Here is a 13,552-nt window from a genome sequence, read left to right as displayed (position 1 = left end):
TTTTGGCGCTCTGCGCGGCGGCGTCCGCCTGGGCCGACACCTCGCTCAGCGGCTACAACGGCGCCCGGCCGCTGGCGCTCGGCAACGCCTACCTCGGTTTGGCCGACGACGGTTATTCGCTCTATTCCAATCCGGCCGGGATCACGGGCGTAAAGACTTTTAACGTCGTCAGTCTTTATTCCCAGCCGGAGACCGGGGTCGCTTACGCCTCGATCGGGGCGGTTTTCCCCGAGGCGTTCGGCGGCTGGGTCGGCGTCGCTTACAAGCGATTGTCGCTTTCCGGTTTCCAGGCCTCGGCCGAGACGGTCGATTACGCCGACCAGGAGGCGATCATCGCGCTGGCCCGGCAGTACGGCGACCAGCTCTCCGCCGGCCTGAACGTCCACTTTTTCGTGAAAGGGCTATCGCGGAACGTTTCCGGTTTTGAGGGAGCGAACGGGAGCGGCTCGGCCATTGACCTGGCGCTCAAATACCGGCAGTATTCCTGGCTGAACCTGGGCCTGGCCTTGCAGGATTTTGCCGGGCGGATCGATTACCGCGACGGTTCGCGCCAGCAGCTCGATCCGACCATCGGGCTCGGCTCGTCCTTTAAATTGCTGGGCCAGGGAGCGCTCCTCTCCCGGGAAGCGCACGAAGTGACCGCCAATCTCGACCTGAGCCAGAACGGGGGCCGCCCGCTCTTGCTCCATTCCGGCCTCGAGTGGTGGCCGGTGTGGTTCCTGGCGGCCCGGTTCGGGGTGGAACAAAGTTTTACCGAGGTCCAGGGTACGACCACCAGCAACGCGGTCTTCAACAACCTGACGGCCGGCATCGGCCTTAAATTCCCCGGCTTCTCTTTTGACTACGCGCTCTACCGCTACGGCGACTCGACCGGCGACCAGGTCCATTATTTTTCCTTGAGCTACAGCGAGGTGCCGGATACCGACGGGGAGTGGCGGACTTCCACGCCCGAAGCGGCTGTTGCGACGCAAGAGGGCCAGATGGTGAAACGGCTGAAGCGCCGGCATTTCAGCGACGTTCCCAAGAACTACTGGGCGCGGGAGGCGATCGAGCTGCTAGCCACGGCCGGGATCATGGACGGCTATCCGGACGGCCGGTTCCGCCCGAACTTAAAAATGACCCGGGGCTCTTTTGACACGATCCTGTCGGTCGCCCGGAGCAGCATGCCGGCGTTCGTCAGCGAGCCGGACCAACTGTTATCCCGCGAGGCGGCGGCGAAGATGCTCAACCTGACCGGCAATGTCACCCGGCCGAAGGCGGCGATCACCCGGGCCGAAGCGGCGCAGATGATCTACAAGACCTACTGGGCGCAGGCGTTCCTTAAACGCCTCCCGCCGATCGAGGATTAAAGTTATCTTTACTCGATCTTGACCCCGAAAGGGGCGAGCAGGGAGAGCGCTTCCGGATAAGAGAAGCGGGCTTGCTTGAGCTTGTTCCGGGTCGGATCGATATAGTAATTCCAGGCGCCGAGGAAGATCGCCTTCTCCAAGTTAACCCCGTCAAAGGTGCTGTTCTGCAGATCGGAGCCGGAAAAATCGGCGGCGGTCATGTCCACCTTGATAAATTCCGTTCCCTGAATGACGCATTCGGTGAAACGGCTCCGCTTCAGGCTCAGATCGCTGAACTTGCAGAGCGCGATCTTGCATTTGGTGAAATCCCAGTTCAGGAGAAGCGGGTTAACTGTCGAAAAGACGACGCCGACCAGCTTGCAGCCGTTAAAGACGCAGGAGCGAAAACCGCAGCCGTTGACCTTGATATTGGAAAGGTCGCAGTTATTAAAATTGCAGTCGACGAACAGCGCGCCGGAGAGGTCGCAGCCGTTCAGCTCGCATTTTGTAAAGATGCAGTCGGAGAACTCCTTGTGCCGAAGATCACCCTCCGGCAGGACGACGCCCTGAAAAGTCCGGTCGGCAAAGGAATCGGCCGCAAAAATATCCGGGTTATGTCCGCTGGTAGTCATGTTCCGGCAATATATAAATAGATCGCCAGGAAATGCAGGAACGAGCCGAGGAGGACGAACAAGTGCCAAAGCTCGTGAAAGCCAAAAAACCGGGAGAAGTTCGGTTTCTTCAGCGCGTAAACCACGCCGCCCAGGGAGTAGGCCAGTCCGCCCAGGAATAAAAGCCAGATCCCGTTCGGCGGCAGCGCGGCCAATAATGGTTTTATGGCGACCAAGACCATCCAGCCCATCCCAATATAAATTAGGGTAGTAAGGCGCCGGTCAACGTTGATGTAAATGGCTTGGACCATGATCCCGATCAAAGCCAGTCCCCAAACGACGCCAAGCAGCGACCAGCCCCAGGGGCCGCGCATGGTGACCAGGCAAAAAGGGGTATAAGAGCCGGCGATCAATAAGTAGATCGAGAGATGGTCGAGCTTCCGGAACAGCTGGTTCTTGCCGCCCAATTCCGGCGGCGCCCAGTGATAGAGGGTGCTGAAATTATAGAGCAGGATCAGGGTCGCTCCGTAGATCGAGAAAGAGACGATCTTCCAGGGAGAATCCAGGCCGTTCAGGATGAGGGCAACCAGGGCGAGGACGGCAAGGACCGCCCCCAGGAAATGCAGCGCGCCGCTGAGCGGCTCTTTTAATCTTAATTTCATGGTCCGAAAGTGATTATATCATTTCCGGGGCCCCGGTTACTTTGCTATAATGCCCCTAAGCTTGTAAATAAGGAGAAAAAACATGAGTGCCTTGTTCACTTTCATCCCCTGGCTGAGCTATTGGGTCTTTCTCTCCCTTGGCCAGATCCATTGGGCGGTCTGGCTGGCGTTCAGCGCCGCCCTGGCGCTAACCTGGAAGGAATGGCGTGCCGGCAATTTGAAGATCTTAACGGTCGGGACGCTCGTCTTTTTCTTTTTAATGGCCCTCTTGCTGACTTTGACGCGCCCGTTCTGGCTGTGGCGCGAGATCAGCTTGCTGGGGAACCTGGCCCTGGCGCTGATCACCTTGATCTCGATCGTGGTCGGCCAGCCGTTCACCCTGCAGTACGCCAGGGAAAGCACCCCCAAAGAGAGATGGCAGGCGCCGGAGTTCATTCACGCTAATTATGTGATCACCTGGGCCTGGCTGATCGCGTTCCTGTTCATGGCGGTCCCTTCGGCCGCCGGTCATTGGGGGATCGAATCCCCGATCTGGTTTACTTGGGGGTTTTCCCTCTGTTGTTTCGCCGGCGCGACCGCTTATACCAACTGGTATAAAAAGGCCAGCCGAAAAAAATAATATCGGACGCAGCTGGGCTTCCCTTGCCCGCGGCGGTAAATGTTGCTAAAATGGGGGCGCCCGCAAGGGACGAGGTACTCCCCGGTAGCGCAGTGGTAGCGCAGGTGACTGTTAATCACTTTTCCTTTCATCCCAACTTCTCAAGAGGAGATGTTGGTGATGGTAAAGGGATGCTGCCGAGGGGATCGTGATCTTAATGTTCATATAATTGGTCAGTGCGTCCGGTGGCTATCCGCGGCCACATCCTCCGGCGTCCTGGCCTTTTTTGTTAGTGCCCCAACAGTGCATCATCCCTCTAATAATGTCGGCCGATTTTCTCGTCAATTAATACTTCGGATTATTCAAGCGTTTAATTTTGGCCCGAGGTGTAACCAAAGGGGGGGTGAAAAATGTTTGACGCAAGCTGGATGATGCCCTTGACGCCTTATGTTCAGGCCGCGCTGGTCCTGGTGACGGGGACGTTGTGGGGGCTGACGATCAAAGAGTTGAGGTCGAGCAAATAAAAAGCCGGAGTTGTCGCTCCGGCTTTGTTCGTAAGGGACCCAGCACATCTAAGGGGATTATACAAAGGGGAGGGGGAAATGTCAAGTCCAGCGGATTTATCAAATGGAGAGCGGAGATTCCGGGCCTCGATCTACATCGACGTTTGGGTCCCGCGAACTGCCGACTTGGAGGAAGACCGGGACGAGGCGACACGGATCGCCAGGGACTTCGCCAGTTTAAGAGCCAACACCTTTATCGGGGGGATCGCCCTGGTCACTGGCGACCTATCGCAGCCCCTCGATCGGATCATATAGGAGGAGATCATGACCTTAAAAGGAACCGTTACGTTAGAGGCCGGAAGGAATCAGTGCATCGAGGTCGACATGGAATTCACGGATCTGGCCGCCGCCGAGGCGCTGGCCAGCCGGTTACGAACCGAGAGCAACAAGCGCGAAAAAGAGGGGGCCCCAGCCCCTGCGGCCGCCGCGCCGGCGCAGACTCCCGCTCCCGCGCCCGCTCAACCGAGTACGCCGCTCTGTAAATTTTGCGGCACACCCACGCTGGACGTGAGGGGAAACAAGAAGGGGGAAAAGTCCCCCGATTTCAAGTGTCCAAAGAAAGGGTGCGGCGCGGCGGCTTGGCTGCCGAAGAACCCGGGTGGGAACCTATGGTGGAAACAGTAGGGATCAAAGAGGTAGCCGCGTTCTTTGGCGGGAAGATCGTGGGGGCCGATCCGGCCCCAATCTCTCCGGAGCAATGGGATCAGGCCAAGCAGAGGCTTGCTAAGGCCAGGGCTCCCTTCGATTTCCTGCGCAGCATGGAGCAGGTCAAGATGGAATTTCTGGAGGGGATCGATGCTGAAAAAAACCGAGTTCGATAAATACCGGGCCCGCCTGGAAAGCCAGGATATTCAGGAGGTTTTATCTTCCGGCAACCCGGATGCGATCAGCAAGTTGGGCGGAGAGGTGGCCGCCTATTATGCCCGGGTAAATAACGAATTGGCGGATGTCAAAGACGTCGTAATGGCCCTGACGTTCGAATATCTCCAGACAAAACTTGACCGGAAGGGAAAGCCCATAACTAAAGGGGAAGCAGAGATCGAAGCCGAGCTCGTGATCAACGGCAAGAACGAGGTTACGCGCCGGCAGATGAAATATCTGTGCGATGGCCTGGACAAGATCAGTTACGCCTGCTCGACCCGCATTTCGTCCTTTAAGAAGGAGGGATTTTACTAAAATGGAAAACCTGAAAACCAAGATCGTGTCCCTGCTCGAGACCTGCCACGTCGGAAAGCGCAACGCTATTACCTTCAAGGCTTTCGCTCGCCAGATCGGCGTCGAAGATCGCCGGTGCCGGGAACTCGTAGCCGAGATAGTGACCAGCGGGGCCTGCCCGATAATTTCCTCATCGGACCGCGAGCACGGCGGCTATTACGTCGCCGGCAGTCCCGCCGACGGCGAGGCCGCTTTCCATGAGGGCTACCATCGGATCAAGAGTCTGCAGCAGCGCATAACCGGGCTCAAGCTGGGGATGGAGCGGCATTTCGGCCAGGAGAAGATGGATTTCGCGGAGGCCGTGCGATGAAACTCGTTATCGTTGCCGACCTGCACTTCCAAGGGAAGATACTCAAGGACAAGACCGTCGCCTGGGATAACGTGGTCGATAAGATCCTCGAAATGAAAGCCGACCGCGTGAACCTCGCTGGCGACGTCTTCCACAAGTCGAATATCGCCGATCGCGAAGCGAGCATGGGGACCATCTACCGGCCGTTCATGGACGGAGTGAACCGATTGACCGGTGCCGGCATAGTGGTTGAGATCGACCAGGGCAATCACGACATGGCGACCGGCGATCAGAAGTCGGCGCTCGAGCCCATCAAAGACGCGGGGATCCGCGTGGTCGATACGTTCGGGCAAACGACGGAGGGCGACGACTTTATTGTTTGCCATATTCCCTGGATCGCCGATACCGAGGAACGGCAGAAAAACCTGGCGATCTGGCTGACGGAGATCAAACGGCTGTTCAGGGGGAACCGCTCGAAATGCAAGATCGTGGTCGGTCACATCATGGTCAAGGGCGCGCAGTTGAATTCCGGCGTCTGTCTCCGTAAAGGGTCTTTCGAGGTTGACCCCGAGATCCTCGACGATCTTGGCGCGGACGTGATCGCTTTCGGCGACATTCACAAGCGCCAGCGGTACTACGTCGGGGCCATGAGCCAGAATAATTTTGGGGAAGAGGGCAACCCGCAGGGGTTCATGGTCGTGGACACCGAAAAACGGACGCATGAATTCATTGAGATCGCGGCGCCGCAGTATCGGACAATCGAGGTTGAAAAGGATAGTTCAGCGGATGTAATCGGTTTGCCGGGAGATTATTTGAAGGTCAGATATCTGTCAAAGCCGAATCCCCTAATGCTAGAAACCCTGCAAAACGATCCGCGCTTTAAGAACATCACCATTGAGATCGTGCCCGAGCGTGTCGCGCCGGTTCGCCAGGTCGAGGGCGTCGAGGCCGGGCGTTCTGACGCCGACCTGTTGGACGCATATCTCAAGAGCCAAGGCAGGAACGATGTCGATCGGGCGCGGATCGCCGGGGTGGCCCGGGAACTGGCGGGGGAGTTGCGGTGAAGATCAACAAGGTTCATCTACAAAACATCGGCCCCCACCGCGATCTCACGATCGACTTTTCCGATCTCGGGCCGCTCATCGCGATCACTGGTGAGAACGGCGCGGGCAAGTCGTTCCTGATCGAAGCCGTCGTCGCCTGTCTTTACGGCGTTTTTCCCTCCCGGCCGGGATCTCTTTACGATCGGATCACGCAGGGATTTGAGGGGGAAGCGGTGATCGCGATCGACTTTGAGATGAATGGCGAGAGTTATACGGCAACGAGGTTGTTAAAAAAGACCGGGAAGACCACGAGCGCGCAAGGACGATTATTCAAAGGCAAGAATAAACCGGGAAAACTGCTTTCCGGGCCGAAAATCAACGATTTCGAGCAGGCCGTGGTCAACCTTTTGGGACCGCAGGATCTGTTTATGGCCTCTGTGTTCAGTTCGCAGGCCAATTCCGGGGACATTTGCAGCGCCCGGCCGAGCGAACGCAAGGCGGTCTTCGGCCAACTGCTCGGCCTGGAGAAGTTCGACCGGCTGTCGGCCGCGGCCAAAGGTAAGGCGGCGGCGGCCGAGACAGAGGCGGCCAGCCAGGAGCGGGAGATATCGGGGTTGAGAGAGCGGGCCAAAGGCCTCCCAGCGGCGCAGGAAAGTCTTGTATGCGCGCAGAAAGGACAAGAGGTGGCAACCATTGAGTTGGCGCGCCAGTGTGCCGTTGTGTACGATCTGGAGGCCAAGAGCAAAGCCGGAGAAATCGCCCTTGAGCGCTGGCGATCGCTGAACGGTCAACTGCAGAAGCTCGACCAGGAGATCGTTCAGGCCGAGAAACAGGTCGATAACGACCGGCTGGAGTGGCGGCGGCTCAAGGACATGATCGACCGGGCGCCGGCGATCGAAAAGGCCGAAGCCGCTCTGGCGGCCGCTTTGGAGATCAAAGAGGGGCTGCAAGCGGAGTTATCCGGGATCGAGAAGGAAAACAACGCGGCGCGGCTTGACTTTGAACAGAAGCGATCGGAACTTGATCGCTTGACGCGGGACGTGGAGGACCGGCGAAGGGATCGGGTGCAGCTGGCGAACCAGGCCAAACTGCTGGACAGCACGCCTAACCAGGCCTGCTGCAGCGGTTGCTCCCTGGTCGCCAGCGCCGTCAAAGCCCGGGAAGCGTTGCCGGCGGCGATCGAGGCCGAAAAGGCGGCCGAGAAGAAGGTCGCCGGCTTCCAGCTGGGAAAACTGATCTTAAAGGACGCGGCGGAGCACGAAAAGACCCTCCGTGAACAGGTCGATCTTATCGGCCGACTCCGGGTCGAAACCGCCGACGCGCCGCGGCTCCGGGAGGCCCAGGGCAAGATGAGCGTGCTGGCCGAGGCCGGCAAGAAGAAGGCGGTGGCCTTAGAGGCCAAGAAGACCGACCAGGTGAAGCTAAAGACTGAAGCCGCTGAGGCGGAAAAGGCGATCGCGGGCGTCGATAAGTCCGTCTACGACCAGGCAAAGGCCGACCAGCGGCGCAGTGAAGAAGCGCTCGCCGGGTTTGCTTCCCAGATCGGCGCGCTTAAAGAGCGGATCGCCGGCCTGGAAACCGCCGGCCGGCAAGCGGATGCCCTGGAGGCACAACTGGCGGCCGGCCGGATCGCGATCGCCGATTACCGGGCGATCGAACAGGCGTTCGGCCGGTCCGGGATCCAGCCGCTGATCATCGAGCAGGCCCGGCCGGAGCTGGAGCAACTTGCAGGCGAAATGCTGGGCGCGGCAACCGGCGGCCGGATGGTCGTCAGGTTCGAAACCCAAAAGGAAAACAAAGACGGAACGATCGCCGAAAGCCTCGACATCATCATCACGATGGACGGCCTGGAACGCAAAATCGAAGAATTCAGCGGCGGCGAACAGAAGATGATCCGCACAGCCGTCCGGCTGACCCTGGCGGTCTGGCAGGCGCGCCGGGGCGGCTCCCGGCTCAAGTCGCTCTTTATCGACGAAATCGCCGACGCCCTGGACGGGGAGAACAGCGACCGGATATTGAAACTTTTGGAGTCGCTGACCGGCCAATTCGAGCGGATCTTCATCATCAGTCACGACGACGACCTGCTGGCCGAAATGCCGGTGCGGATCAATATCGAGCGGGGCAGGGTGGAGATCATCAAGTGATCGGATCAGAAAAAACAATTAGAGACCGCTTGATTGAGATTGCTAAGGAAAGCCGGTTTTATCAAAGCATTGACGCCTGTTTAGACGGTGAATGGTCCGCAACGATCGAGGAGAGTTACCCCGGGCAACTTGAAGCAATGATCGATGATCTTCTAAGGGAGGTGATAAAAATGGGAGAACAGTTTTTGAGTTTCGATGTTGGCAAGTCCGGGAAACAATACTACGTTACGCCGTGCGAACGCTTTAAGAACGAGGAAGGTTCCGAGCTTTCGCGTTGGGTTCCATCGAAACGGAGGTATTTTGACAGTCTGAATGAGGCCTTGGCTTACGTCGAGAAGAACGAAGGGTCGTTAGTGGACTGAATAAAACGGCCCCGGAAACGGGGCCGTTTCTTAAAAAGAAAGAGAGATGACAATGGGAACCGATCGTCTATTTATTGCCGACAATTCAGGGGATAAAAAGTATTTTACGCAAATCCCTAATATCGTCCCGGCCCTCGCAAAAGCTAACGAGCAATCCCTTTATCTGGTGATGAAAAGCGTCGCCGGCGAAGCGGGCGTCTGCTGGGCCGGCACACGCGAACTGGCCGCCCGGATGGGTGTTAGCCGGGCCACCGCCAAAAAGGCGTTGGCAGCCCTATTGAAACGCCGCTGGATCGAGTACATCGGCGAACGTAATCTCGCCACCGGCGGCGGCCGGCAGCCGGTCAAATGCTACCGGGTATTGGACATCTGGCCGGAGAACCTGGCGTACTTTGAAGGTGGGTCTATTTTGACCCACCCGGAGTTATCCACACCCCCCAAGGTGGGTCAAACTGGACCCATAGGTGGGTCTATTTTGACACGAGGTGGGTCAAAAACGACCAAAGGTGGGTCAAACTGGACCCCTAATAATATCCGGAAAGATAATAATATAAATATAGGGGGCCTTTTTCAAAATCAACCGGATCCCCGGACTTATTCACAGGGGGAGGCGATTCCAAAAGAGATCCCGGAGGAGTTCAGGGCCGCAGTAAAAAAGTTAAAGGGGGAATTGGAAGATGAAAAACGTTAAAGAACTCTCGCTGACTGAAGTGGTGATCTCGATGTCGAATCCGCGGCAGAAGATGGATGCCGGAAAGTTGAAGGACCTGGCCGAATCGATCAAGGCCCAGGGAGTGATCGAGCCGATCGTGGTGCGGGACGTCGTTTTTACCTTGCCGGAGAAAGTAAAAGGGAAGGGGCTAAAGGCCGAGGTCGTTGAGATGAGCGACATGAAGGTCCGCAAATACGAGGTCGTTTGCGGGGCGCGGCGCGTCGAAGCCGCGAAACTGGCCGGGCTGAAAGAGATCCCGGCCGTCATCATGGACTTAGACGACGCCCAGGTCCATGAAATGCGGCTGATCGAGAACCTGCAGCGGGAGGACATGAACGCGATCGACGAGGCGAACGGGTTTGCCAGGATCGTCGAAGAAACGAAGATCACCCAGGAGGATCTCGCGTCCAAGGTAGGGAAAAGCCAGGGCTACGTCGCCGGCCGGCTGCAACTGCTCGAGTTGTCAAAGACGATCCAGAGCGCGATCGCCAGCGGCACGATCACCCCGGGGCATGGCGCGGTGATCCTACGGCTCACTCCGGGGGTTCGGGACAAGTTTTACGGCCATATCGTAAAGGAAAAGTTGTCGATCCGTTCCGCCGAGAACGCCCTGGCCGAGTTTGCCCGGGAGTTGAGCCAGGCGCCGTTTGATAGAAAGGAATGCGTCAAGTGCAACTTTAACGGCACCCAGCAGGCTGGGTTGTTCGACGTCGACACAAAACTCGAAGGCCGATGCCTTAACGCCTTATGTTTCAAGAAGAAAGCGGAAGATTTTATTGCAGCTAAGGTGGTGGAACTGAAAAAAGCCGGTCGCAGGGTGCTGTCCATAAAACAGTATTACGCCACGCCTAACTACTACTCGATGGTTGACATTGGCGACAACTATGAACGGCGGACGCTGGGAAAAAAGTATGAGGAAAAATGCCGCGAATGTCCCTCTTTAATTTTCGTGGTTGACGAGAGAGTTAATGCCCAGATGCCCTCGATCTCGGAGCATTGCCCGGATAGTTCCTGTTATCGCCGGCTCACCACTTCCCAGCGTCCGAAGTCGGAAACCGGAGAGGACTACCGCAAAGAGCGCGAGAAACGGCAAGCCGAGGAGCGGGTGATCGAAGCGAAGCGGCGTTTTTGGAAAAAGAGCATCATCGAGGGCGCTTCGCCGGCCGATATAGACTGCATAGTCGCCCATCTTTTGCTGGAGTATGTTTCTCATTATGCCTCGATTAGGGAGGGTTCTAATCCGCTCATCGACAAACTGAGTGATCTGGACTGCAGCGGGAAGATTGCCGAGAAATTCCTGGCTTTGCCCTCAAAAGAATTGGCGACGGTCATGGTCCATCTGTTCGACATCGCCATCAACCGCAGCCTCAACCTGGAAGATGAAGACCTGGAGTATTTTGCCGCCCACCTGAAAAAGTCGGTCGCGAAGGATTTCGTTATCGACGAGGCGTACCTGCAGCCGAAGACCAAGGCCCAGCTGCTCAAACTAGCCAAGGAACTCGGGCTATACAGGAAAGCCGAGGAGGCAACCGCTCTCGCGCAAATGAAGAAGCCGGAGTTGATCACCTGGATCCTGGGGCATGATCTCAAGGGCAAAGTGCCGGCGGAGATCGCGGGCAAGAAGAAAAAGGGAGGTAAATAGACATGGCAAAGCGGTGGACGCCAGAAGAGATAACGAACCTCACGCGGGCCGTTAAGAGAGGCGACGGTCCCGATGACTTAGTCAAACAGTTCGGCCGGAAGATTGGGACCATCAACGCCAAAGCCACGTCCCTGGGGCTGAAAACGAAAGGCGGCGCCCGCAAAAAACGGGGGGGGGGGGGCAGGAGCAGCATGGGGCCCGGAAGTAGAAAAGCTGCAAAGCATGATCGACAACCGGGCGACTGCCCGGGAACTCGCCGATGCCTTCAACCGGCCGTTCGACGAGATCCTGGCGGAAGCGGAGAAGCTTAGCATGGACTGCGGTTATTTGAAGGGGGAGGGTTCGTCATCGTCGTTCGCTTTGCCGTTCGAGAAAGAGATCAAGTCCCGGCTCGGCCTGGTCCTCGACCTTGACGTAAAGGTGAACATCCGGACCTTCCAGGTCGTAGTCGGCAAGCAGGGAGGATGAATGTTCTTAACCTGGGAAGTTAAAGGCTGCCCGCCGTCCATGAAGAACGACCTCGACGGCCGGCACCGGCACCGGGGCGGCGCGGTCGCGCAATATAAGCGCGATTTTGCCCTGCAGACGCCGGTATCGGCCAAGCTCGGGTTGACCGGGCCGGTGGCGGTCAGACTGGTCATCTACAAGAAGGACCGGCGGCAGGACGGCGTAAACATGGACGACGTGGTTTACGATGCCCTGCAATTCGCCGGCGTGATCTTAAACGACCGGCAGATCGAGCACTGGGAGGTTGAGACGTTTGTTTGCCCGGACGATCCGCGAGTCCGCATCTGGCTGCAAAAGATAGAGGAGGGAACAAAAGAATGAAGGCTTATAAAACCACGACGGTCAACTGGGCCAAGAGCCAGACGGCGATCGTAAAAATGCTGAACCAACGCGGCATTTATCAGACACGGTTCACGAACGCGGAGAACCGGTTCGCCATAGAATTCCTGGCAAAACTGCCGGATCAGGAAAAGCCGGTTGGCGTTCGTATTTTGGTCCCGATCATTGTTAATTTCCCAAAAACACGGTCCGGCAATATCGAAAAAAAGTACGAGCAGGAACTGAACCGGCTGCACCGGATATTGTTCTACCACCTCAAAGCCAAGTTCGTGGCGATCGATAACGGCCTGACGGAGTTCATGGAGGAGTTTATGCCGCACCTGATCATTTCCGATGGCCGCGGCAACAGTTCCACGCTCGGCCAGGTCTTATTGCCGCAATACAAAGAGCAGATCGAGAGCGGGAAGCAAAAGGAATTTTTGTTATTGCCGGAGACGGTTCAAGTGGAGAAAGAGCAATGAAGAAGACAAACATCGAGTGGACGGAAATGACCTGGAAGATCACGACCGGGTGTAAACATAACTGCCCTTATTGCTACTGCCGGCGCTTCATGAAAGACACGACGCCCCGCTACCATCCGGAACGGCACGACGAACCGTTGGGGCTTAAAAGGCCGACGATGATCTTCGTGGCGAATACCGGCGACCTGATGGGCGAATGGGTGAAGGATTGGCAGATTAAGGAAGTGAAAGAAGTGGCAGAAAAGTGCCCGCAGCACATCTTCCAATTTTTGACGAAAAACCCGGCTCGTTACGCCGACTTCCAGCCGTACCCGAAAAACTGTTGGATTGGCACGACGATCACTTGCCAGGAGGACGTCGGCCGGGCGGACGATATAAGGGGGATCGAAGCCGGGCTAAGGTTCATCTCATTCGAGCCGATCCTGGGCGTCATCAGAGAGATCGACCTCGATGGCATAGATTGGGCGATCGTCGGGGCGGAGAGCATCGGCAACGCTTATACGCCGAAGGATGAGATCTCGAGCAAGGTCTGGGCCAAACCGCTGATCGAAAAGATCCAAGCGGCCGGCCTGCCACTTTTTCTTAAGCCGAACTTACGCTGGCCGGAAAGAATCCGGGAGATGCCTTTCGGAAAAAATGATCCCAGCCGCATTACAACAGCTGGGTAAGGGCGGCGGGTGGGGGAGCAGGCTATTCTCTCTCGCCCGCTGGCCCGGTTGAAAAAGAGGAGGGAAAAGAATGGAACGCAAAATAATGACCCAAGCAGCGTTTGACGCTATTCCAAGGGACGAGAACGGCTGGAAAAATATCCCGGGGAATACAGATTTGACGGAGATTAAAGTCTTTCCCGAAAAATGTGTATTTGGTCAAGGCTGTTTAGTCGGCCAAAGCAGGTTCGCGGCGCGGTGCAGTTTCGCGGAGTGGTGCAGTTTCGCGGAGTGGTGCAGTTTCGCGGAGGGGTGCAGTTTCGCGGCGCGGTGCAGTTTCGCGGAGTGGTGCAGTTTCGCGGAGTGGTGCAGTTTCGCGGAGGGGTGCAGTTTCGCGGAGCGGTGCAGGTTCGCGGAGCGGTGCAGTTT

The 13,552-nt window shown here is 57.2% G+C and carries 17 protein-coding genes; 14 read left to right on the top strand and 3 right to left on the bottom strand.

Features of this window, described 5'->3' with window-relative positions:
• The first annotated feature begins 2 nt into the window (after window positions 1-2).
• Window positions 3-1,349 (top strand): S-layer homology domain-containing protein, encoded by a 1,347-nt coding sequence (locus WC529_00085; protein MFA5112676.1) that lies wholly within the window; start codon window positions 3-5, stop codon window positions 1,347-1,349.
• An 8-nt stretch (window positions 1,350-1,357) separates the two neighbouring features.
• Here WC529_00085 and WC529_00080 read toward each other — a convergent pair whose 3' ends face one another.
• Complete coding sequence (locus WC529_00080) at window positions 1,358-1,960, bottom strand: pentapeptide repeat-containing protein (protein MFA5112675.1); 603 nt, start codon at window positions 1,958-1,960, stop codon at window positions 1,358-1,360.
• Entirely contained in the window at window positions 1,957-2,601 is a 645-nt protein-coding gene (locus tag WC529_00075; protein MFA5112674.1) for a hemolysin III family protein, read from the bottom strand. The genes WC529_00080 and WC529_00075 overlap by 4 nt, the downstream gene beginning before the upstream one ends.
• Before the next feature lie 82 nt (window positions 2,602-2,683).
• On the opposite strand from WC529_00075, the gene WC529_00070 reads away from it, so the two are divergent.
• From WC529_00070 to WC529_00010, 13 genes are all read left to right on the top strand, one after another.
• Complete coding sequence (locus tag WC529_00070; protein ID MFA5112673.1) at window positions 2,684-3,220, top strand: hypothetical protein; 537 nt, start codon at window positions 2,684-2,686, stop codon at window positions 3,218-3,220.
• A gap of 1,090 nt (window positions 3,221-4,310) precedes the next feature.
• On the top strand, window positions 4,311-4,583 hold the full coding sequence (locus tag WC529_00065) for a hypothetical protein (GenBank protein MFA5112672.1): 273 nt from the start codon (window positions 4,311-4,313) through the stop codon (window positions 4,581-4,583).
• On the top strand, window positions 4,558-4,938 hold the full coding sequence (locus WC529_00060) for a hypothetical protein (protein MFA5112671.1): 381 nt from the start codon (window positions 4,558-4,560) through the stop codon (window positions 4,936-4,938). The genes WC529_00065 and WC529_00060 overlap by 26 nt, the downstream gene beginning before the upstream one ends.
• A 1-nt stretch (window position 4,939) precedes the next feature.
• Window positions 4,940-5,287, top strand: coding sequence for a hypothetical protein (locus WC529_00055; GenBank protein MFA5112670.1), 348 nt, complete (start codon window positions 4,940-4,942; stop codon window positions 5,285-5,287).
• A complete protein-coding gene (locus WC529_00050; GenBank protein MFA5112669.1) occupies window positions 5,284-6,330 on the top strand; it encodes a metallophosphoesterase in 1,047 nt (348 codons plus the stop codon). Before WC529_00055 ends, WC529_00050 begins: the two co-directional genes overlap by 4 nt.
• Window positions 6,327-8,453 carry an SMC family ATPase gene (locus tag WC529_00045; protein ID MFA5112668.1) on the top strand — a complete coding sequence of 709 codons (2,127 nt, stop codon included), beginning with the start codon at window positions 6,327-6,329 and terminating at the stop codon, window positions 8,451-8,453. The genes WC529_00050 and WC529_00045 overlap by 4 nt, the downstream gene beginning before the upstream one ends.
• Window positions 8,450-8,815, top strand: a complete 366-nt coding sequence (locus WC529_00040) for a hypothetical protein (GenBank protein ID MFA5112667.1) — start codon at window positions 8,450-8,452, stop codon at window positions 8,813-8,815. Before WC529_00045 ends, WC529_00040 begins: the two co-directional genes overlap by 4 nt.
• A 46-nt stretch (window positions 8,816-8,861) precedes the next feature.
• The gene (locus tag WC529_00035) at window positions 8,862-9,506 is read left to right on the top strand and encodes a helix-turn-helix domain-containing protein (protein ID MFA5112666.1); all 645 of its coding nucleotides are present in this window, start codon (window positions 8,862-8,864) and stop codon (window positions 9,504-9,506) included.
• A complete protein-coding gene (locus tag WC529_00030; protein MFA5112665.1) occupies window positions 9,493-11,169 on the top strand; it encodes a ParB/RepB/Spo0J family partition protein in 1,677 nt (558 codons plus the stop codon). The genes WC529_00035 and WC529_00030 overlap by 14 nt, the downstream gene beginning before the upstream one ends.
• 222 nt (window positions 11,170-11,391) lie before the next feature.
• Window positions 11,392-11,637 (top strand): hypothetical protein, encoded by a 246-nt coding sequence (locus tag WC529_00025; GenBank protein ID MFA5112664.1) that lies wholly within the window; start codon window positions 11,392-11,394, stop codon window positions 11,635-11,637.
• Complete coding sequence (locus WC529_00020; protein ID MFA5112663.1) at window positions 11,638-11,997, top strand: hypothetical protein; 360 nt, start codon at window positions 11,638-11,640, stop codon at window positions 11,995-11,997.
• Window positions 11,994-12,476: a hypothetical protein gene (locus WC529_00015; GenBank protein ID MFA5112662.1), complete on the top strand. Its 483-nt coding sequence runs from the start codon at window positions 11,994-11,996 to the stop codon at window positions 12,474-12,476. The genes WC529_00020 and WC529_00015 overlap by 4 nt, the downstream gene beginning before the upstream one ends.
• The gene (locus tag WC529_00010) at window positions 12,473-13,144 is read left to right on the top strand and encodes a DUF5131 family protein (GenBank protein MFA5112661.1); all 672 of its coding nucleotides are present in this window, start codon (window positions 12,473-12,475) and stop codon (window positions 13,142-13,144) included. Before WC529_00015 ends, WC529_00010 begins: the two co-directional genes overlap by 4 nt.
• A 198-nt stretch (window positions 13,145-13,342) precedes the next feature.
• Here WC529_00010 and WC529_00005 read toward each other — a convergent pair.
• Window positions 13,343-13,552 (bottom strand): hypothetical protein (locus WC529_00005; GenBank protein ID MFA5112660.1); only part of this gene is annotated, 210 nt, incomplete at its 5' end.

This window comes from Candidatus Margulisiibacteriota bacterium, assembly GCA_041650855.1.
In the GTDB taxonomy this organism is placed as follows: domain Bacteria; phylum Margulisbacteria; class WOR-1; order O2-12-FULL-45-9; family XYB2-FULL-48-7; genus JALOPZ01.
The sequence above is the reverse complement of the archived record's forward strand: the minus strand, read 5'-3'. Positions and strand labels throughout refer to the sequence as shown.

What these genes read in the sequence shown, in the direction of transcription:
- WC529_00075 (MFA5112674.1), bottom strand. Translation starts at nt 2,601, where the DNA reads ATGAAATTAAGATTAAAAGAGCCGCTCAGCGGCGCGCTGCATTTCCTG.
- WC529_00070 (MFA5112673.1), top strand. Translation starts at nt 2,684, where the DNA reads ATGAGTGCCTTGTTCACTTTCATCCCCTGGCTGAGCTATTGGGTCTTT.
- WC529_00080 (MFA5112675.1), bottom strand. Translation starts at nt 1,960, where the DNA reads ATGACTACCAGCGGACATAACCCGGATATTTTTGCGGCCGATTCCTTT.
- WC529_00035 (MFA5112666.1), top strand. Translation starts at nt 8,862, where the DNA reads ATGACAATGGGAACCGATCGTCTATTTATTGCCGACAATTCAGGGGAT.
- WC529_00015 (MFA5112662.1), top strand. Translation starts at nt 11,994, where the DNA reads ATGAAGGCTTATAAAACCACGACGGTCAACTGGGCCAAGAGCCAGACG.
- WC529_00020 (MFA5112663.1), top strand. Translation starts at nt 11,638, where the DNA reads ATGTTCTTAACCTGGGAAGTTAAAGGCTGCCCGCCGTCCATGAAGAAC.
- WC529_00050 (MFA5112669.1), top strand. Translation starts at nt 5,284, where the DNA reads ATGAAACTCGTTATCGTTGCCGACCTGCACTTCCAAGGGAAGATACTC.
- WC529_00060 (MFA5112671.1), top strand. Translation starts at nt 4,558, where the DNA reads ATGCTGAAAAAAACCGAGTTCGATAAATACCGGGCCCGCCTGGAAAGC.
- WC529_00055 (MFA5112670.1), top strand. Translation starts at nt 4,940, where the DNA reads ATGGAAAACCTGAAAACCAAGATCGTGTCCCTGCTCGAGACCTGCCAC.
- WC529_00025 (MFA5112664.1), top strand. Translation starts at nt 11,392, where the DNA reads ATGATCGACAACCGGGCGACTGCCCGGGAACTCGCCGATGCCTTCAAC.
- WC529_00030 (MFA5112665.1), top strand. Translation starts at nt 9,493, where the DNA reads ATGAAAAACGTTAAAGAACTCTCGCTGACTGAAGTGGTGATCTCGATG.
- WC529_00010 (MFA5112661.1), top strand. Translation starts at nt 12,473, where the DNA reads ATGAAGAAGACAAACATCGAGTGGACGGAAATGACCTGGAAGATCACG.